This window comes from Streptomyces sp. MS191, from assembly GCF_008042125.1.
Classification (GTDB): Bacteria; Actinomycetota; Actinomycetes; order Streptomycetales; family Streptomycetaceae; genus Streptomyces.
This window is the reverse complement of record NZ_RDBI01000040.1, coordinates 506,856-526,264: the sequence shown is the minus strand read 5'-3', so window position 1 is coordinate 526,264 and position 19,409 is coordinate 506,856. Positions and strand designations below refer to the sequence as shown.

Below are 19,409 nucleotides of genomic sequence, written 5' to 3'. Positions count from 1 at the left end.
ACGAACAGCTCAGCACCCGGGCCGTCGCCGTCCGGGCGGGCGTCCCCATCGGCTCCGTCTACCGCTTCTTCGGCAACAAGCGCGCCCTGGCCGCCGCCCTCGCCCACCGCAACCTCGACCGCTACGCCGAGCGGATCACCGCCCGGTTCGCCGCGCTCCCCACGATCGACGCCCGCCGGGCCATCGACACCGTGCTCGACGAGTACATCGCCATGAAGCGGACCGTGCCCGGCTTCGCCCTGGTCGACTTCGGGGTTCCGGCACCGGGCGAGGCCGGCGACGACGACCCGAACCACCTGGTCGCCGGCCGGCTCTGCGAACTGCTGGCCGCCCCGCTCGGCCGCGCCGACGACGAGGTCCTGCGCCGCAAGATCCTCGTCGGCGTCGAGGCCACCGACGCGCTGCTCCAACTCGCCTTCCGCACCGACCCGTCCGGCGATCCCGCGCTCATCGCCGAGACCCGCGCCCTCCTCCACGCCTACCTGGCGCCCGCCCTGTCCTGAGGTATCCGGCCGGGCTCCTGCCGATCCGGCCCGATCGGCGATGTGCCCCCCGAGACCTCCGGCCGGGCCGATGTCCGCTGTCCGTCGCCAGACCCTCCCCCTCATCCCTACCGGTCGGTATGCTCGGCGCAGCCCGTCGCCGCCCGCCCCAGGGGAGACCGTCATGCCCGACGCCAGGTCCGACGCCACATCCACCGCCCTGCGCATCTGTCCGCTGTGCGAAGCCACCTGCGGGCTGACCCTCACCCTGTCCGGCACCCGGGTCACCGGCGCCCGAGGCGACCGCGACGACGTGTTCAGCCAGGGCTTCATCTGCCCCAAGGGCGCTTCCTTCGGCGAGGTCGACGCGGACCCGGACCGGCTCAGGGCCCCGCTCGTCCGCATCGACGGCGTCCTGCGGGAGGCCACCTGGACCGAGGCCTTCGACCTCATCGCCGCACGCGTCCGCCCCCTCGTCGAGGAGTACGGACCGGACTCCGTGGGCATCGTTCTGGGCAACCCGAACGTGCACACCATGGCCGGCGCGCTCTACCCGCCCCTGCTGATCGGCGCCCTGCGCACCCGCAACCTCTTCACGGCCTCCACGCTCGACCAGATGCCCAAGCACGTCTCCAGCGGGCTGCTCTTCGGCGACCCCTTCGCCATCCCCGTGCCCGACCTGGACCGGACCGCGCACCTGCTCATGCTGGGCGCCAACCCGCTCGACTCCAACGGCAGCCTGTGCACCGCCCCCGACTTCCCCGGCCGGCTCAAGGCGCTGCGCAGGCGCGGGGGCACCCTCACCGTGGTCGACCCGCGCCGTACCCGAACCGCCGCGCTCGCCGACCGGCACGTCGCGATCCGGCCCGGGGCCGACGCGCTCTTCCTCGCCGCGCTCGCCCACACCCTGTTCGAGGAGGACCTCACCGACCTCGGCACCCTCGCCGCCCACGTCGAGGGTGTGGACGAGGTGCGCGCGGCGGTACGGGAGTTCACCCCCGAGGCCGTCGCCGACGCCTGCGACCTCGATCCCGCCACGATCCGCGAGGTCGCCCGTGAACTCGCCGCCGCCCCCTCGGCCGCCGTCTACGGACGGATGGGCAGCTCCACCGTGGAGTACGGCACCCTCGCCAACTGGCTCGTCGACGTACTCAACGTCCTCACCGGCAACCTCGACCGCGCCGGCGGCGCCCTCTTCCCGCTCTCCGCGACCGCGCCCGCGCCCCGCCCCGCCGGCCCCGGCCGGGGTTTCGCCCTCGGCCGCTGGAGCAGCCGGGTCTCCGGACACCCCGAGGCGAAGGGCGAACTCCCCACGGCCGCGCTCGCCGAGGAGATCGAGACCCCGGGCGAGGGCCGCATCCGTGCCGTGATCACGGTCGCCGCCAACCCGGTGCTGTCCGCGCCCGACGGGCGGCGCCTCGACGGGGCCCTGGACTCCCTCGACTTCATGGTCGCCGTCGACCCGTACCTCAACGAGACCACGCGGCACGCCGACGTGGTGCTGCCCCCGCCGCCGCCGTCGCAGAGCGCCCACTTCGACTTCGCCTTCAACGGGTTGGCCGTCCGCAACCAGGCCCGCTTCACGCCTGCCGCCGTCCCGCTGGACGAGGGCCGCATGGATGAGTGCGAGATCCACGCCCGCCTCATCCTCGCCGTCTCCGGCATGCACGGCGCCCCGCCGTCGGCCGTCGACGACCTCGCCGTCGACACCGCGCTCGCCAAGGCCGTCACCCAGCAGCACTCCCCGCTGTACGGGGCCGATCCCGCCGAGCAGGCGCGGCTGCTGTCGGGCGGCAGCGGCCCCGAGCGCCGCCTCGACCTGATGCTCCGCCTCGGCCCGTACGACCTCGGCCTCGACGATCTCCGTGCGGCGCCGCACGGCGTCGACCTCGGCCCGCTGGAGCCGCGGGTCCCGCAGGTCCTCAAGACCCGCAGCGGGCGGATCGAGCTGCTGCCCGCGCCGATCGCCGCCGACCTGCCCCGGCTGCGGGCCGCCCTGGACGCCGGCCGGGACGCGCTCGTCCTGGTGGGCCGCCGTCACCTGCGGTCCAACAACAGCTGGCTGCACAACGTCCCGTCCCTCAACGGCGGCTCGAACCGGTGCACCCTCCAGGTCCACCCGGCCGATGCCGACCGTCTGGGCCTCGCGGACGGCAAGCCCGCCCGGATCTCCTCCGCGGGAGGCGCGCTGGACGTCGAGGTGGAGGTCACGGACGCGGTGCGGCACGGGGTGGTGAGCCTGCCGCACGGCTGGGGACACGACCGCCCGGGCACCCGGCTCACGGTCGCGGCCGGTCGCCCCGGCGTGAACGTGAACCAACTGCTCGACGGCTCCCGGCTGGACCCGCTCTCGGGCACCGCCGTGCTCAACGGCTTCCCCGTGGACGTGGCGCCCCTGCCGTGACCTCCCGGCCCCTGCCGTGACCTCCCGGCCCCGCCGGGGCCGCGCTCGGCCCCGGCGGCCCTGCCGCCTCTGCCGGACCCCCGCTCCGACCTGGTTCTTTTGCTCGTATTGCTCACGCGTCAAGACCTTGTCGGCCGCTGAAGAGGGCACCTAACGTCATCGCGACCGCCGCTCCGGCGGACCCTCCCCGGTGCGAGTTCAACGGTGAACGTGAGGTGCCCTCGATGCTGACCATCCTCGGCTTCGCCATGATCGCGACCTTCCTGGTCCTGATCATGATGAAGAAGATGTCGCCGATCGCGGCGCTCGTCCTGATACCGGCGCTCTTCTGCGTCCTCGTCGGGCAGGGGGCCCAGCTCGGCGACTACGTCATCGACGGCGTCGGCAAACTCGCGCCGACGGCCGCGATGCTGATGTTCGCCATCGTCTACTTCGGCGTGATGATCGACGTCGGGCTCTTCGACCCGATCGTCCGGGGCATCCTGCGCTTCTGCAAGGCCGACCCGGTGCGCGTCGTCGTCGGTACGGCGGTGCTGGCCGCGATCGTCTCGCTCGACGGCGACGGCTCCACGACCTTCATGATCACCGTCTCGGCGATGTACCCGCTCTACAAGCGGCTCGGCATGAGCATGGTCGTCATGACCGGCGTCGCGGCGACGGCCAACGGCGTCATGAACACGCTCCCCTGGGGCGGCCCCACCGCCCGCGCCGCCACAGCCCTGAAGCTCGACGCCGCCGACATCTTCGTCCCGATGATCCCGGCGCTCGGCGCCGGCCTGCTCTTCGTCCTGGTGCTGGCGTACGTCCTCGGCCGCCGCGAGCGCAGCCGGATCGGCTACCTCACGCTGGACGAGGCTCTCGCCCCCGAGTCCGAGACCGAGCTCGTCGCGGCGGGCGGCGGCGGCACCGCGGAGGGCGCCGGTACCTCGAAGTCCGTCGGTGGTGAGGGTGCGGGTGCGGGAACGGGTGCCGGTRCCGATCCCCTGACCGGCGGCTCCGACGCGGCCGCGGACGACGAGGAGGCCTTCCGCGGCCTGGACCCGAACCGGCCGACCCTGCGCCCTCGGCTGTACTGGTTCAACGCCGCGCTCACCGTCGGCCTGCTCACCGCGATGATCCTCGAACTGCTGCCGATCCCGGTCCTGTTCCTGCTCGGCGCCGCCCTGGCGCTCTCGGTCAACTATCCGCGGCCCGCGGCCCAGAAGGCCCGGCTCGCCGCGCACGCCGACAACGTCCTCAACGTCGCCGGCATGGTCTTCGCCGCCGCCGTGTTCACCGGTGTCCTCACCGGCACCGGCATGGTCGGGCACATGGCCGACTGGCTCGTCGGGGCCATCCCGGAGGGGATGGGGCCGCACATGGCCCTGGTCACGGGCGTCCTCAGCCTTCCGCTCACCTACTTCATGTCGAACGACGGCTTCTACTTCGGCGTCCTGCCGGTGCTGGCCGAGGCGGGCGCCGCGCACGGGGTCTCCCCGCTGGAGATCGCCCGCGCCTCGCTCGTCGGCCAGGCCCTGCACATGTCGAGCCCGCTCGTTCCGGCGGTGTACGTCCTGGTCGGCATGGCGAAGGTCGAGTTCGGCGACCACACCCGCTTCACGGTCAAGTGGGCCGCCCTCACCTCCCTCGTCGTGCTGGCCGCGGCGCTCCTCTTCGGGATCGTCTAGGGCGGGTTGCGAAAGGAGCGCCGTCCGCCCGGAGGGCGGGCCCCGCGGCGCCGCGGCGGCCGGGCGGTCCCAGGACCGATGGGGTGAAGATCGGGGGGTGATGCGGCGCTGCCGCCACCCTCCGTCTCCCCGTTGCCACAGATAGTCAGATTATCTGTTGAATTGTCTGGCATCGTCGCGACCGGAGGAGCCCCTTCATGACCGTCCTGACCGTCCGTCCGCTGCTGTCCACCGCCCTCGCCGCCCTCGCCGCCGGCGGCGTGCTGTGGACCGGCGCTCCCACCGCCGACGCCGTCGTCGGGGACCGCGGTGACCTCAAGATCCAACGCGCGGGCACGGACCCCGACAGCCGCGCCGACCACACCCGGGTCTGCCAGTTCCACCTCTCCGCCTTCGACTTCGAGACGCTCCGCGAGATCGACTGGGAGATCGCACCCCAGCCCCGGGTCGGCGCGGCGACCTCCGGCGGGCGCATCACGCTCCGCGGCGGCATGGGACACACCGCCGACCTGGCCCTGCCCGAGGGCCGGTACCAGCTCACCTGGACCTTCGACGGCGCCGTCGAGACCGGCAGGGAGAAGGCCTTCCGGGTCGACTGCGCGGGATACCTGGCCGACCCTCGGCCCGCCGACGCCGGAGGCGGCGAAGCCGCCGGCGCACCGGGCGCGAACGGCAATGCCTGGACTGGTGACGGCAGTGACGGTGGTGGCGGCAGTGACGGTGGTGGCGAGAGAGGCGCCGAGCCGGACGGCGCCGGAGACGGCGGTGAGAGGGGTGCGGAAGCGGACGCGGGTGCCGGAGGAGGTGACGGCGCCCGGGAGGGCGGAGCCGACGAGGCGGTCGGCGCGGCCCCGCGTGCCGACCGCGGCGACGCCCGCCCGCCCAACGGTCCGGTCGGCGCCGGCGGCGGTGGCAGTGCCGAGGTCGCCGCGGACGACGGCTCCGCGTTCGGCGCCGGGTCGGCCCTCGCCGCCGGGCTCGCGGGTACGGCCGTGCTGATCCTCGTCCGCCGGTCGCGGCGCCGCACCGATGGCACCGCGTAGATCCCGCTCCGCGCGCAGGCGACGGCGCCTCCTCCGGCTCCTGCGGACCGTCGTGGGGGCCCTGTCCCTGGCCGTCGGCGGGGTCTGGTGGGCGCAGGGCGGGGAACCGCCCGACCCGTCGGCGAGCGCCGCCCCTGCCGTGGACGGACAGCGCGCGGGCGACGCGCCGGCGGCCCGCCCCGGCCCGCCGGCCGGACCCGCCGTCCGGCCGGAGCCGGCACCGAAGCCGCCGGCGCGCCCACCGCGCCCGGCCCGGCCGTCCCCCGCGCCGCTGCCCGCTTCGCGCGCGACCCGTCTGGCCATTCCGGCGATCACGATCGAGGCGCCGGTGCGCGGCATCGGCGTGGACCGGTCGGGAAGGCTCGGGTCCCCGCCGGTCGACAACCCGCGCGTCGTCGGCTGGTACGCCCGCGGTGCCACGCCGGGGGAGCGCGGCACGGCCATCTTCGTCGGGCACCGCGACACCCTGACGGGGCCCGCCATCTTCCTCAACCTCGACTCGCTGACCGCCGGCCACACCGTCCGGGTCGCCCGGGCGGACGGCCGTGTCGCCGTCTTCACGGTCGACAAGGTCCGCACCTACAGCAAGGCCGCGTTCCCCGACACGGAGGTGTACGGCTCCACGGGCCGCCCGGAACTCCGGCTGCTCACCTGCGGGGGAGCGTTCTCGCCCAAGACCGGGTACGAGGCGAACATCGTCGTCTTCGCCCACCTCACCGACGTCGCCCGCCGGATCTGACCGGAGGCGGCACCGCGACGGAGTTCCTCCGGACCACCCGGCGGGCCGTCCCCGCCCGGCGGGCCCGCGCCCACGCGGCGCGAGCCCGCCGGGCCCGCCGTACCCGGAGGCGGCCGGTGTGGGATGCGTGACAGCGGGCACGGTCGACCCTGGCGCCAGAAAACTAACAGCGCTAGTTTGGGTCCGGATGACCAACCGGCCGGCCCCAAGGAGACACTCGATGAAGGCCCACGACGCGATGTACATCGGCGGAGCATGGCGCGCAGCCGCCTCCTCCGACACCATCCCGGTGATCAACCCGGCGGACGAGCAGGTCATCGGGCACGTCCCGGCCGGGACCGCCGAGGACGTGGACACCGCCGTACGGGCCGCCCGCGCCGCCTTCCCCGGCTGGGCCGCCACCGCGCCCGCCGAGCGCGCGGCCGGCATCGCGGCCCTGCGCGACGCACTCGCGGCCCGCGCGGAGGAGATCGCCGCCACGGTCACCGCCGAGCTCGGCGCCCCGCCCCAGCTCGCGGCCGCCGTCCACACCGGGCTGCCGATCGCCGTCGCCGGCTCGTTCGCCGAACTCGCCGCCACCCACCCCTTCGAGGAGAAGGTCGGCAACTCCACGGTCTACGCCGAGCCCGTCGGCGTGGTCGGCGCGATCACCCCGTGGAACTACCCGCTCCACCAGATCGTCGCCAAGGTCGCGCCCGCCCTCGCCGCCGGCTGCACCGTCGTGCTCAAGCCCGCCGAGGACACCCCGCTGACCGCCCAGCTCTTCGCCGAGGCCGTCCACGAGGCGGGGCTGCCGGCCGGAGTCTTCAACCTGGTCACGGGCCTCGGCCCGGTCGCGGGACAGGCACTCGCCGAACACCCCGACGTGGACCTGGTCTCGTTCACCGGCTCCACCGCCGTCGGCCGGCAGATCGGCGCCACCGCGGGAGGGGCCGTCAAGCGGGTCGCCCTGGAGCTCGGCGGCAAGTCCGCCAACGTCATCCTGCCCTCCGCCGACCTGGGCAAGGCCGTCGCCGTCGGCATCGCCAACGTCATGTCCAACTCCGGCCAGACCTGCAGCGCCTGGACCCGCATGCTGGTGCACACCGACCGGTACGACGAGGCCGTGGCGCTCGCCGCCGAGGCCGTCGCCAAGTACCTGCCGGGCGAGCGCGTCGGCCCCCTCGTCAACGCCAAGCAGCAGCAGCGCGTCCGGGGCTACATCGAGAAGGGCGTGGCCGAAGGGGCCAGGATCGTCGCCGGCGGCCCCGAGGCCCCGAAGGAGACCGGCTACTACGTCTCCCCGACCGTGTTCGCCGACGTCACGCCGCAGATGACCATCGCCCAGGAGGAGATCTTCGGCCCCGTCGTCTCGATCCTGCGCTACGAGGACGAGGAGGAGGCCCTCGCCATCGCCAACGGCACCGTCTACGGCCTCGCGGGCGCCGTCTGGGGCGACCAGGAGGCCGCCGTGGCCTTCGCGCGGCGCATGGACACCGGCCAGGTCGACATCAACGGCGGACGCTTCAACCCGCTGGCCCCCTTCGGCGGTTACAAGCAGTCGGGCGTCGGGCGCGAGCTGGGTGCGCACGGCCTCGCCGAGTACCTCCAGACCAAGTCCCTCCAGTTCTGAACCCCGAGGAGCCAAGAGCGTGATCCGCGCCGCCGTCCTGACCGCCGTCGGCTCTCCCCTGGAGATCACCGGCATCGAACTCCCCGAACCCGGCCCCGGCCGGGTGAAGGTGCGCCTGGCCGCGGCCGGGGTGTGCCACTCCGACCTGTCCCTGTCGAACGGCACCATGAAGGTGCCCGTCCCGGCGGTACTCGGCCACGAGGGCGCCGGCACCGTCGTCGCCGTCGGCGAGGGTGTCGCCCATGTCGCCGTCGGCGACCACGTGGTCCTCAACTGGGCCCCGTCCTGCGGGGCCTGCCACCACTGCTCGATCGGCGAGGTCTGGCTCTGCGCCGACGCCCTCAAGGGCTCGGGCGCGGTGCACGCGGTCGCCGAGGACGGCACCACCCTGCATCCCGGGCTCAACGTCGCGGCCTTCGCGGAGGAGACCGTGGTGCCCGCCAACTGCGTGCTGCCGGCGCCCGACGGCGTCCCCCTCACGGAGGCGGCCCTCCTCGGCTGCGCCGTCCTCACCGGCTGGGGCGCGATCCACCACTCGGCGCGGGTCCGGCAGGGGGAGTCCGTCGTCGTCTTCGGCGTCGGCGGCGTGGGCCTGGCCACGCTGCAGGCCGCCCGGATCGCCGGTGCCGGGCCGATCATCGCGGTCGACGTGTCGCCCGAGAAGGAGGACCTCGCCCGGGCCGCCGGGGCCACCGACTACCTGGTCGCCTCGGACACGACGGCCCGGGAGGTCCGCAAGCTGACGGGGGGCCAGGGGGCGGACGTGGCCGTCGAGTGCGTGGGCCGTGCCGTCACCATCCGTACCGCCTGGGACTCCACGCGGCGGGGCGGGCGCACCACCGTCGTCGGCATCGGCGGCAAGGACCAGCAGGTGACGTTCCACGCCCTGGAGATCTTCCACTGGGGCCGAACGCTGTCCGGCTGCGTCTACGGCAACTCCAACCCGGCCGAGGACCTGCCGGTCCTCGCCGAGCACATCCGGGCCGGCCGGTTCGACCTGTCCGCGCTCGTCACCGAGCGGATCACGCTGGACGGCATCCCGGGCGCCTTCGCGAACATGGTGGCGGGCAAGGGCGGCCGGGCGCTGGTCGTCTTCTAGGGCGTGCGGCGAAAGGAGCGCCGTCCGCCCAGGGGGGCAGGCGGGACTCTCGCCACCCGCACCAGGTCCTGTCCGGGCCCCGCCCGGGTCCCGTGGAGCGCGCCGGGAAGACGGCGCGGTCCACGGGCCTGCGACCGGACGGACCTCAGACGCCCGTCCGGCCGTCGACGAGCTCGCGCACGATGTCGAGGTGGCCGTTGTGACGGGAGGTCTCCTCGACGAGGTGGAGGATCACCCAGCGGAGGTCCACGTGGCGGCCGTCCCGGAGGGGGCGCTGGGCCTTCGCGTCCAGGTCGTGGTCGGCCAGCAGGCGACGGTAACGGGCGCTCTGCTCCTCGTACTCGGCGAGGAGCCGGGGCAACGGGATGTCGACCGCGGTCCGCATCTCGGGGTCGGGGTCGTCGTCGGTCGCCTCCGTGAGCGGTCCCGCGGGCTCCTCCCCGAGGAACACCACCTGGATCCAGTGGTGCTCGACCCACCGCAGATGGCTGATCAACCCGCTGAGCGTCATCAGCGGTGAGCCCGGGAGCGGGGCCTTGCGGGCGTCCTCCGCGGACACCCCCTCGCATTTGGCTCGTGCGGTGTCACGGGCGTAGTCGAGGAAGGTGGACAGCTGCGTGCGCTCGTCCCAGCTGGGCGGCGTATCGGTTCGTTGAGTCATCGAGGGGAGTGTCCCGCGGCTCGCCGGGGGCGTCGAGCGATTAACGAGCCGACCCCGCCGCGCCCTTGCCGGACTCGTCGCCCACGGGGGTGGCGGACGAGGCGGGCTCCACGGTGTCCACCGCGCCCGGTGCGTCCACCGTGCCCGTGACCTCCACCGCGGGCGCGGCGTCCGCCGTCTTCGGGCGGGAGCGCGAGACGGCCACACCCGCCAGGCACAGCACGCCGCCCGCGAGGGTCAGGAGTCCCGGCAGCTCGCCCAGGAGCGCCCACGCCATGACGACCACCAGCGCCGGCACCGCGTACGTCGTCGCGCCCATCCGCCCCGCCGTGGTGCGGGCCAGGGCGTACGCCCAGGTCGTGAAGGCCAGTGCGGTCGGGAAGACGCCGAGATAGACCATGTTCAGGGTGGCCGACACCGGGGCCTCGCCCAGCTCGCCGATCAGCTGCCAGGAGAAGGGCAGGCACACCACCGTGCCGATGAGGCAGCCGAACGTCGTGACCTGCAGGGCGGTGGCGTGCGCCAGCGCCGGCTTCTGGGCGACGACGCCGGAGGCGTACGCGACGGCTGCGATCAGGCAGAGCACGACGCCGAGCACCGAGGCGTGCCCCTTGCCCGACATCGACAGACCCACGGCCACCGCGCCCGCGAAGGACACGCCCATGCCCGCGATCAGCCGGGGCGGCAGCTTCTCGCCGAGGAAACGGGCGCCGAGCAGGGCGATCAGCAGGGGGCCGATGTTGACGACCATCGCGGCCGTGCCCGCGTCCACCTCCTGCTCGCCCCAGTTGAGCGCCACCATGTAGCCGCCGAACCAGAGCAGTCCCGAGACGAGGATTCCCGGCCAGGCCCCTCGGGACGGCAGTCCCTCCCGCCGGACCAGCAGGACGAGAACGAGGACGAGCGAACCGGCGACGAGCCGGCCGAGCGCGAGGGCGCCGGGGGAGTACGCGGCTCCGGCGCTGCGGATGGAGACGAAGGCGGAGGCCCACAGGGCGACGGAGACGCCGGCGGCGGCGAGGGCCGACCGGGAGGTGGTGCGGGAGTTCGTCATGGGGTGACCGTAGGCCGTGAACGGTTCGGTCTTCACCTAATTTCCAAGGGGCTTACTCCCAGGGCCTGTTGGAGCGCATCCTCGCCCTCGGGCGTCACCTTCACGGCCCGTTCGGACCCGATCCGCACGCACCAGCCGCGGTCCAGCGCGTGCCGGCAGAGCGCCGCGCCCGCGAGCCCCGCCAGATGCGGTCGCCGCTCGGTCAGGTCGAGGCAGCCGCGTGCGACGGGCCGGCGTCCCGTGGTGGCGAGCGGGATCCCCAGATCCGCGAACCACGTCAAGCCGCGGTCGGTGAGCGCGAATCCGGTGTCCTGCCGGAGCAGCCCGCGCGCGGTCATCGCCTCGGTGACGACGATCCCGAGCCGCCCCGCGAGATGGTCGTAGCAGGTACGGCCCCGGGCCATGGCCCGCCCCGCGCTCGCGGCCCGCAGCGTCCGCGGCGGATCAGGGGCGGCGGGTTCCGCGCGGGCCGCGAGGTCCTCCACGAGGTGGGCGATGCCCGGATCGGCGAGGCGTACGTACCGGTGTCGGCCCTGCCTCTCCTCCGCGAGGACCCCGCCCGCGACGAGCCTGCCCAGGTGTTCGCTGGTGGTGGAGGCGGCCACGCCCGCGTGGCGGGCGAGCTCGCCCGCCGTCCGGGCCCGTCCGTCGAGCAGGGCGAGCAGGAAGGCGGCGCGGGTCTCGTCGGCGATCAGGGCCGCGAGGGCGGCGAGGTCTCTGGGAGCCATGGAGTCAGGGTCCCGCACGGACGCTTCGGCCCCGGCCGAACGGTCGGGCCGCCCGGGCACCCCGTCCCGCGTCGCGCGGGCGCCCGTCCCACTCTCCCGCGCCGCGCGGGCGGGCCCGGCCTCAGCCCCCGCGGGCCGCCCAGGCGCCGCGGATCCCTGCCTCGTACTGGATCGCCAGCCCGTCGAGCAGCGCGCGCAGCCCGGTCTCGAACGCCCCCTCGTCGACCTTCTGGCGGTGCTCGGCCAGCAGGTGGGCCTGGCCGAGGTGCGGATAGTCGGCCGGGTCGTACGCCGTCTCGTCGTCGACGAAGCCACGGGCGAAGGAGCCGAGCGCCGAGCCGGTGACGAAGTACCGCATCAGCGCGCCGATGGAGGTCGCCTGGGCCGGCGGCCAGCCGGCCCGGACCATGGCGCCGAAGACCGCGTCGGCCACCCGCAGGCCCGCCGGGCGGCGGCCCGGGCCCTGCGCGAGCACGGGGACGATGTGCGGGTGGTCGGCCAGGGCGGCCCGGTAGGAGCCGGCCCAGTCGTAGAGCGCGGTCCGCCAGTCGCGGCCGTCGTCCTCGTCGAACATCGACAGGTCGATCTTCGCGCTGACCGCGTCGGCGACGGCGTCGAGGATCTCGTCCTTCGTGCGGAAGTGGTTGTAGAGCGAGGGGCCGCTCACGCCCAGTTCGGCCGCGAGCCGCCGGGTGGAGACGGCGGCGAGACCCTCCGCGTCCACGAGGGCGCCCGCCGTCTCGACGATCCGGTCTCTGCTGAGGAGGGGCTTGCGCGGTCGGGCCATGGCCCACATAGTAGGCCCGTACACCAGAAACTAGCAGTGCTAATTAAAGCCCGCGATCGAAGGTCGGTGCCGCAGTGAACCTGGAGCTCAGCGAGGAGCAGGAAGCCGTCCGGCGGCTCGCCGAGGACTTCGTCGCACGCGAGGTCGCCCCGCACGTCGTCGCCTGGGACCGCGCCGAGAGCGTCGACCGCTCGATCGTGAAGAAGCTGGGCGCCGTCGGCTTCCTCGGGCTCACGATCCCGGAGGAGTACGGCGGCTCCGGCGGCGACCACTTCTCGTACTGCCTGGTCACCGAGGAGCTCGGGCGGGGCGACTCCTCCGTGCGCGGCATCGTCTCGGTCTCCCTCGGCCTGGTCGCCAAGACGATCGCCGCCTGGGGCGACGAGGAGCAGAAGCGCCGCTGGCTGCCCCCGCTCGCCTCGGGCGACGCCATCGGCTGCTTCGGCCTCACCGAGCCCGGCACGGGGTCCGACGCCGGCAACCTGGCGACCAGGGCGGTCCGCGACGGGGACGGCTACGTCGTCAACGGCACGAAGATGTTCATCACCAACGGCACCTGGGCCGACGTCGTACTGCTATTCGCCCGGACCGACGACACCCCCGGTCACAAGGGCGTCTCCGCCTTCCTCGTCCCCACGGACACCCCCGGCCTCACCCGGCGCACCATCCACGGCAAGCTCGGTCTGCGCGGCCAGGCCACCGCCGAACTGGTCCTGGAGGACGTCCGCGTCCCGGCCGCGGCCATGCTGGGACCCGAGGGCAAGGGCTTCTCCCTCGCCATGTCCGCCCTCGCCAAGGGCCGGATGTCGGTCGCGGCGGGCTGTGTCGGCATCGCGCAGGCGGCGCTCGACGCCGCCGTCCGCTACGCGGGGGAGCGCGAGCAGTTCGGCAAGCCCATCGCCTCCTACCAGCTGGTGCAGGAGCTGATCAGCGACATCGCCGTGGACGTCGACGCGGCCCGGCTGCTGACCTGGCGGGTCGCCGACCTGGTCGACCGGGGCGAGGAGTTCGCCACGGCCGCGTCGAAGGCGAAGCTGTACGCCTCGGAGGCCGCCGTGCGCTGCGCCAACAACGCTCTCCAGGTCTTCGGCGGCTACGGCTACATCGACGAGTACCCGGTCGGGAAGCTCCTGCGGGACGCCCGGGTGATGACGCTCTACGAGGGCACCAGCCAGATCCAGAAGCTGATCATCGGGCGGGCGCTGACGGGGGTCTCCGCCTTCTGAGTACCGGGATGAGTAGCCGAGCGGATGTGGCCCCCGGCACATCCGCCGGATGCTGTCGGACATGAGTGAGACACCGGTCAAGCAGCAGAACACGGCCGCCTACCACATGCAGGCCGTCATCTCCTTCGGACTCGCCCTCACGGCGGTGGCCGTCGGGATCTACAAGCTCGAGGCGGACGCCTGGGTGAGGTCCTTCCTCGCCATCGCGGTCCTCTACCTGACGACCTCGGCCTTCACGCTCGCCAAGGTCGTCCGCGACCGCCAGGAGGTCGGCCAGATCGTCAGCCGGGTCGACCAGGCCCGCCTGGAGAAGCTCCTCGCCGAGCACGACCCCTTCCAGAAGCTCTGACGGCCAGAAGCTCTGACGGTTCGGCGACCGCGGCTCTAAGCGCTTGCTCAGCTTCGTTGTATGGTGTTCGTTCCTTGACGAATGAAGAAGGGGCGAACGATGAGCGTGGCGGAGGAGACGCCCGGCGGCGAGGACGTGCCGTGGGGCGAGGTCACGCCCGAGGCCGCCCGGCGTCTGCTGGTCGCGGCCGTCGAGGCGTTCGCCGAGCGCGGCTACCACGCCACCACGACCCGCGACATCGCGGGCCGCGCGGGCATGAGTCCGGCCGCCCTCTACATCCACTACAAGACGAAAGAGGAGCTGCTCCACCGGATCAGCCGCATCGGTCACGACAAGGCGCTGGAGATCCTCCGGGTCGCGGCCGACGGCGAGGGCACGGCCGGGGAGCGGCTCGCCGACGCCGTACGGTCCTTCGTCCGCTGGCACGCCGAGCGGCACACCACCGCGCGGGTCGTCCAGTACGAGCTCGACGCGCTCGGACCCGAGCACCGCACCGAGATCGTGGCGCTGCGCCGCGAGTCCGACGCCGTCGTGCGCCGGATCGTCAACGAGGGTGTGGCGGCCGGGGAGTTCGACGTGCCGGACGTGGCCGGCACGACGGTCGCGGTGCTCTCGCTGTGCATCGACGTGTCCCGCTGGTTCAACACGGAGGGCCGCCGGACGGCCGACGAGGTCGGCGCGCTCTACGCCGACCTCGTGCTGCGGATGGTCGGCGCTCAGAAGTAGTAGCGGGAGACCGACTGGGCGACGCACACCGGCTTGTCGCCGCCCTCGCGCTCGACGGTGACGGTGGCGGTCACCTGCACGCCGCCGCCGGCGTCCGTCACCTCGGTCAGGACGGCGCTCGCGCGCAGCCGCGAACCCACGGGCACGGGGGAGGGGAAGCGGACCTTGTCGGTGCCGTAGTTGATGCCCATCTTCATGCCCTCGACGCGCATGATCTGCGGTACGAGCGCCGGCAGCAGCGACAGCGTCAGATAGCCGTGCGCGATGGTCCGGCCGAAGGGCCCGGCGGCGGCCCGCTCCGGGTCCACGTGGATCCACTGGTGGTCGCCGGTCGCGTCGGCGAACAGGTCGATCCGCTTCTGGTCGATCTCCAGCCAGTCGCTCTGCCCCAGCTGCTCGCCCACTCCGGCGCGCAGCTCCTCGGCGGACGTGAAGATCCTCGGCTCAGCCATGTCCCTGTTCCCTGCCTCTCACGCGGTCGGTCCCACATCTAAGCGACTGCTTAGTCTGGCGTCATCGGGGTGCGCTGTCAACGGGTCGCCCGGACCGAACCAGTAGGGTTCGAGGAGTGCCCCAGATTCCGGAGAAGGTCCACGAGCTCACCGTCGGCCAGCTGTCCGCGCGCAGCGGCGCCGCCGTGTCCGCCCTGCACTTCTACGAGACCAAGGGCCTGATCAGCAGCCGCCGTACGAGCGGCAACCAGCGCCGCTACGTCCGGGACACCCTGCGTCGCGTCGCCTTCATCCGCGCCGCCCAGCGCGTCGGCATCCCGCTGGCCACCATCCGCGAGGCGCTCGCCGAACTCCCCGAGGAGCGCACCCCCACCAACGAGGACTGGGCGCGGCTCTCGGAGGCCTGGCGCGCCGAGCTGGACGAGCGGATCAACCAGCTCGGACGGCTGCGCGACCACCTCACGGACTGCATCGGCTGCGGCTGCCTCTCGCTGGAGAACTGCGTGCTGTCCAACCCGGACGACGTCGTCGGTGAGCGCATGACCGGCTCGCGCCTGCTGCCGGAACGGCGGCGCGCGGCGCCGGACAGGACCTGAGTCCCGTCCGGGCCGCGACGCCCCCGCGCCGGACACGGCGCAGGGGCCCGACACCCCCGTGGTCGGACCCCTGCTGTTCTCGGAGGGCGGCACCCCGCCCTACTCGTACTCGGTGCCGCCCTTGCGCGTCAGGTACGCGGGGCTGACGGCCTTGGCGATGGCCCGCCCGCCGACCACCGGGCTGTACCGCTCCGTCACCGGACGGATCACGACGCCCTCCCGCAGGTGCAGCTCGCGCCCGGACACGGTCTCGCGGCCGGTCGCCAGCTCCAGCACGGTGCCGAGGTCGTACGGACCCGTGTACAGCCGCGGCACGAGCGGCAGTTCACCCGGCTCCAGGACCTCGGCCGGGTCCAGCCGGCGCACCTCGCCGTCGATCTCGGCCGACACGTCGAAGACCGCGTAACCGAGCTTCTCGCGACGGGCGTCGGCACCATAGGCGAGGTCCTGCACCCCGGCGCCGTACACCTCGCCGAACAGGCCGATCCGGCGCGCGCCCAGCCGCTCGGCGAGCCGTGCCGCGACCGCCGGTGCGTCGTGCCCCAGGACCGCCCGCCAGTACAGGTTGCGCGGGTCCTCCCGGAGGGCCAGGCCCTTCGCCCCGAACCCCTTCGAGGACACCTGGACCCGCCCGTCCTCCGCGAAGTACGTGAGCAGGCAGGCCGATCCGTGCAGCTTCTCCGTGAGGACCACCGGCTCGCCGGGCTCGAAGATCCCCGGATAGCGCTGGAGGTTCTCGATGTCGCACCAGGGCAGCAGGTCGGGCGCGGCCTCCACGTCCCCGGACATCGTCGGCGGGATCGGTGGTGTCCACTTGCTGATCCCGAGCAGTTCGGCGAAGTCGGTCTCCGCGGCGACCGCCTCGGCCAGATCGACGTCCGCGAGCGCCTTCGGCCGGCACACGAGCCCCTGCGACAACTCGCCCCGCAGGCGCACCGCCTTGACGCGGTCCGAGGCCTTTCCGGCGAGCCGCCCGGTCAGTCCGAGCTCGTCGACCAGGGCGAGCGGGAGCACCGCCTGCTCCGGGATGTAGATCGCCATGTCGCCCGTGCGGTACGCGCCCTTGGCGACGACGGCGCGATAGAGGCCCACCTGGGCCAGCTCGAGCGCGTCGGCGTTCGGATGGGCGTGGACGGTCAGCACTTCGGCGGTGACGCGCAGCGTCGACATGGCGGTTCTCCGGTGGATTCAGGGTGTCGTCATCGCCGGACACACTGCGGCACGCGAATAGCGCTGGGCCACCGATTTACCGCCTGGTAGCGTCACTTTTTTCCACCTGCCCCCGCGTGACCACGAGTTGGCGAGGACCCTGCGGCATCGTCCGGACCGGACGCTCCCCGTCGTCCGCGGTGACCGGGCGCACGGCCTCGGACGCGGTGCAGGGCGAGGCGGCGGCCGCCGCCGGCGCCCGCGGCGAGAGCGTGTCGTCACCGCACGGGCGTCCTGGGACGGACCGGCCCGTCCACCGCCCCGGCCGGGACCGCCCGCACCGCCCCGGCGGCCACGGCCGCCGGGCGACATCGGCACGGCCGCGGTGCCACCGGCCGCGCGTGCCGTCCGGTCGGACCCGGATCACCCGTTACCGCTCCGCCGGTCAGGCCGCGGACACCAGCCGCGGCAGGGACTCGCCCCGCGCCCGCGCCAGCGCCCCCGCCGTGAGGACCGCCTGCGGTACGACCACCCCGCAGTTCCCGCACACCGGGCCGAACCACGGTTCCTCGCGCAGTTCCGGACGCCACTCGATCCGGGGCCCCGCGCACACCGGGCAGGCCTCGCCCGGGCCCGATCGCAGGGCGGCTATCAGTCGTCGCAGCACCTCGGCCAGCGGCTCCGAGGGATGCACGGCGGGATCGTCGCACCGCGCCACCCCGTTGCCGCCCCAGGTCCTCCGGTGCCAGTCGTCGAGCGCGCCCGGCCGGCGCAGCCCGTCGTGCTTCTCGCGCCGCCGCCGCTCGGCGAACTCCTCCTCGTAGGCGAGCCACACGGCCCGCGCCTCCTCCAGTTCGTCCAGTGCGGCCACCAGCCGCCCCGGATCGAGCTCCCGGTCCTCGGGCCCGAACCCGTGCCTCCGGCACAGGTGGGCCCAGGTCGCTCGGTGCCCGTAGGGGGCGAACCGCTCCAGGCACTTGCGCAGCGAGTACCGCCGCAGCGCCGTGTCGCACCCCGGATCACGCACCTGTCTCGCAAGACTCCGGAAACCGGCCATCGCTCCGCACCTCCGTCGCTGGTACTTCGGCGTCAAGGACGTTATGGGATGGACGAACGAGTGCCCCGTCCTGTTCCATCGAAAATCCGAAGCGGCCCGTGAACGGCGTACGGGGGACGTTCGGCACCCGACGCGACACACGGGCTCGCGGACGGTCCGGCCCTCCCGGAGGGGGCGTTCGACCGGCTCGCCGAGGCCGGCGACGAGGAGCCCACGCACGGGCTCGCCGGCCGTGACGAACCGGCGTCCTCGCAGTTCAGGAGCCCTGGGGCGCGGGGCACCCCGGAGCGCGCCGACGTGCCGCTCCGGTCCGGCGAGGCGCCACGGCCCGAGGTCCCGGGGGCGGGCCGGACGCCCTCCGGGACGCCGTGATCGGCGGTGTCACCCCTCCCGAGGTCTGGCGAGAACTCGCCGCCCGACCGGACCGCGATCCGCGACGGCCTCGACGACGGGCCCGTCGGGGCCGCCTGCCCGCCGGATCCCCGGTCGACGTTCGCTCAGCCTCCGAACCGGCCCGCCGACGCGATCACCCGTGCCAGCTCCACGTGGATGATGTCGCTGTGCGCGCCGCCGGGAGGCCCGCCGTCCTTCACCACCGCCGCCGCGTCCACGCTCACGCAGCCCGAGGACGGCACGCCGTCGCGCAGCGCCGTGGCCAGGGTCAGGGAGACCGTGCCCGGCACCGCCTGGATGCCGTCGTGGCCGATCGCCCACCAGCGGCGGTCGCTGCCGAGGATCGACTCGGCGTCCCGGGCCAGCCGCGCGGCCAGCGGGTAGATCACGCCGAGGGCCGTGTCGTGCCGGGAGTAGCAGGCCACCACCGGACCGTCGACCTGCCGCTGCATGTCCCGCAGGGCCCCGCCCCGGCCGGGCTCGTGCGGCAGGCTCGGCGCGAAGGCGTAGTGCGAGAAGGACCCCTGAAGCAGGGTCACGGACCGGACGGTGCGCACGCCGTCGGGCAGGCCGCGCAGCGCGTACGCGACGAGCCGGGCGCCCATGCTGTGGCCGACGAGGTGGATCCGCAGGCCGGGGGCGGAGCGGGCGAGCCGGCCGAGCAGCGGCCCGAGCCCCCGCTCGCCGACCGTGCCGGCCCGGCGCTTCATCGTGTAGTACGTGGCCTGGCGGAGCGCCTCCCGGGCGCCCTTCCAGTACCGTCCGAGCCGGCCCCCGAAGGCCTCGCGCGGCGTCGGTACCGCCCCGGGCCCGGCCGCCTCGTCCAGCGCGTCCGCGAACATCGCGCAGACCGCCACCGGATCCCCCAGCAGGAAGTCGGGCGGAGGCGGCCCCTCGGCGAGGGACCGCGAGGCCGAACCGGTGTCGGTGAGCTCCCTGAGCAGGTCGCCGAACTCGGTGAAGGCGGCCTCGTCCTCCGGCTGTTCGCGCAGCAGCACGGAGAGCCGTTCCACCACGGCCTCCTTGCCGGGATGCACCGCCGCCACGGACTCGAAGTCGGGGATCGGCTCGTCCGTGAACATCGTCGACGGCCACACCAGCCCGGCGTACGCCATCCGCGCGCCCGGTCGCACCACGCCCGGGAAGGAGGCGAAGAAGGCCGCGTACATGCGGGTGGCCACGGAC

Annotated in this window: 19 protein-coding genes; 11 read left to right on the top strand and 8 right to left on the bottom strand. The window is 73.8% G+C overall.

The features are described 5' to 3' along the window. From EAO71_RS37570 to EAO71_RS09265, 7 genes are all read left to right on the top strand, one after another. A partial coding sequence (locus tag EAO71_RS37570) for a TetR family transcriptional regulator (RefSeq protein ID WP_187282619.1) occupies positions 1-503 on the top strand: 503 nt, incomplete at its 5' end. Between the two features lie 163 nt (positions 504-666). Further along, positions 667-2,886: a molybdopterin oxidoreductase family protein gene (locus EAO71_RS09290; RefSeq protein WP_147977292.1), complete on the top strand. Its 2,220-nt coding sequence runs from the start codon at positions 667-669 to the stop codon at positions 2,884-2,886. Positions 2,887-3,110: 224 nt separating this feature from the next. Next, positions 3,111-4,553: a CitMHS family transporter gene (locus EAO71_RS09285; protein WP_147977291.1), complete on the top strand. Its 1,443-nt coding sequence runs from the start codon at positions 3,111-3,113 to the stop codon at positions 4,551-4,553. A gap of 197 nt (positions 4,554-4,750) precedes the next feature. Beyond that, on the top strand, positions 4,751-5,596 hold the full coding sequence (locus tag EAO71_RS09280; RefSeq protein ID WP_147977290.1) for a hypothetical protein: 846 nt from the start codon (positions 4,751-4,753) through the stop codon (positions 5,594-5,596). Then, positions 5,583-6,335, top strand: a complete 753-nt coding sequence (locus EAO71_RS09275; RefSeq protein ID WP_147977289.1) for a class F sortase — start codon at positions 5,583-5,585, stop codon at positions 6,333-6,335. The genes EAO71_RS09280 and EAO71_RS09275 overlap by 14 nt, the downstream gene beginning before the upstream one ends. A gap of 220 nt (positions 6,336-6,555) precedes the next feature. Then, positions 6,556-7,947: an aldehyde dehydrogenase family protein gene (locus tag EAO71_RS09270; protein ID WP_147977288.1), complete on the top strand. Its 1,392-nt coding sequence runs from the start codon at positions 6,556-6,558 to the stop codon at positions 7,945-7,947. Positions 7,948-7,966: 19 nt separating this feature from the next. Then, positions 7,967-9,046: a zinc-binding dehydrogenase gene (locus tag EAO71_RS09265; protein ID WP_147977287.1), complete on the top strand. Its 1,080-nt coding sequence runs from the start codon at positions 7,967-7,969 to the stop codon at positions 9,044-9,046. A 145-nt stretch (positions 9,047-9,191) separates the two neighbouring features. Here EAO71_RS09265 and EAO71_RS09260 read toward each other — a convergent pair whose 3' ends face one another. From EAO71_RS09260 to EAO71_RS09245, 4 genes are all read right to left on the bottom strand, one after another. Then, complete coding sequence (locus EAO71_RS09260; RefSeq protein ID WP_147977286.1) at positions 9,192-9,707, bottom strand: DinB family protein; 516 nt, start codon at positions 9,705-9,707, stop codon at positions 9,192-9,194. A gap of 40 nt (positions 9,708-9,747) precedes the next feature. Beyond that, entirely contained in the window at positions 9,748-10,761 is a 1,014-nt protein-coding gene (locus tag EAO71_RS09255) for a DMT family transporter (protein ID WP_147977285.1), read from the bottom strand. 32 nt (positions 10,762-10,793) lie between these two features. After that, positions 10,794-11,489 (bottom strand): ArsR/SmtB family transcription factor, encoded by a 696-nt coding sequence (locus EAO71_RS09250; RefSeq protein ID WP_187282618.1) that lies wholly within the window; start codon positions 11,487-11,489, stop codon positions 10,794-10,796. Between the two features lie 121 nt (positions 11,490-11,610). After that, positions 11,611-12,276: a TetR/AcrR family transcriptional regulator gene (locus EAO71_RS09245; protein ID WP_147977283.1), complete on the bottom strand. Its 666-nt coding sequence runs from the start codon at positions 12,274-12,276 to the stop codon at positions 11,611-11,613. A 74-nt stretch (positions 12,277-12,350) separates the two neighbouring features. On the opposite strand from EAO71_RS09245, the gene EAO71_RS09240 reads away from it, so the two are divergent. From EAO71_RS09240 to EAO71_RS09230, 3 genes are all read left to right on the top strand, one after another. Further along, positions 12,351-13,502 (top strand): acyl-CoA dehydrogenase family protein, encoded by a 1,152-nt coding sequence (locus tag EAO71_RS09240; RefSeq protein WP_147977282.1) that lies wholly within the window; start codon positions 12,351-12,353, stop codon positions 13,500-13,502. 61 nt (positions 13,503-13,563) lie between these two features. After that, entirely contained in the window at positions 13,564-13,851 is a 288-nt protein-coding gene (locus EAO71_RS09235; protein WP_147977281.1) for a YiaA/YiaB family inner membrane protein, read from the top strand. 99 nt (positions 13,852-13,950) lie between these two features. Then, positions 13,951-14,577 carry a TetR/AcrR family transcriptional regulator gene (locus EAO71_RS09230; RefSeq protein ID WP_147977280.1) on the top strand — a complete coding sequence of 209 codons (627 nt, stop codon included), beginning with the start codon at positions 13,951-13,953 and terminating at the stop codon, positions 14,575-14,577. Here EAO71_RS09230 and EAO71_RS09225 read toward each other — a convergent pair. Continuing rightward, positions 14,568-15,029 (bottom strand): MaoC family dehydratase, encoded by a 462-nt coding sequence (locus tag EAO71_RS09225; RefSeq protein ID WP_147977279.1) that lies wholly within the window; start codon positions 15,027-15,029, stop codon positions 14,568-14,570. The two genes, EAO71_RS09230 and EAO71_RS09225, sit on opposite strands and share 10 nt — an antisense overlap. A gap of 116 nt (positions 15,030-15,145) precedes the next feature. Here EAO71_RS09225 and soxR point away from each other — a divergent pair, with 116 nt between their 5' ends. Next, positions 15,146-15,625 carry a redox-sensitive transcriptional activator SoxR gene (gene soxR / locus EAO71_RS09220; protein ID WP_147977278.1) on the top strand — a complete coding sequence of 160 codons (480 nt, stop codon included), beginning with the start codon at positions 15,146-15,148 and terminating at the stop codon, positions 15,623-15,625. Positions 15,626-15,724: 99 nt separating this feature from the next. On the opposite strand, the gene EAO71_RS09215 is transcribed toward soxR, so the two are convergent. From EAO71_RS09215 to EAO71_RS09205, 3 genes are all read right to left on the bottom strand, one after another. After that, on the bottom strand, positions 15,725-16,795 hold the full coding sequence (locus EAO71_RS09215) for an RNA ligase (ATP) (RefSeq protein WP_147977277.1): 1,071 nt from the start codon (positions 16,793-16,795) through the stop codon (positions 15,725-15,727). Between the two features lie 424 nt (positions 16,796-17,219). Continuing rightward, positions 17,220-17,831, bottom strand: a complete 612-nt coding sequence (locus EAO71_RS09210; RefSeq protein ID WP_147977276.1) for a hypothetical protein — start codon at positions 17,829-17,831, stop codon at positions 17,220-17,222. 497 nt (positions 17,832-18,328) lie between these two features. Continuing rightward, positions 18,329-19,409 (bottom strand): alpha/beta fold hydrolase (locus EAO71_RS09205; RefSeq protein ID WP_147979187.1); only part of this gene is annotated, 1,081 nt, incomplete at its 5' end.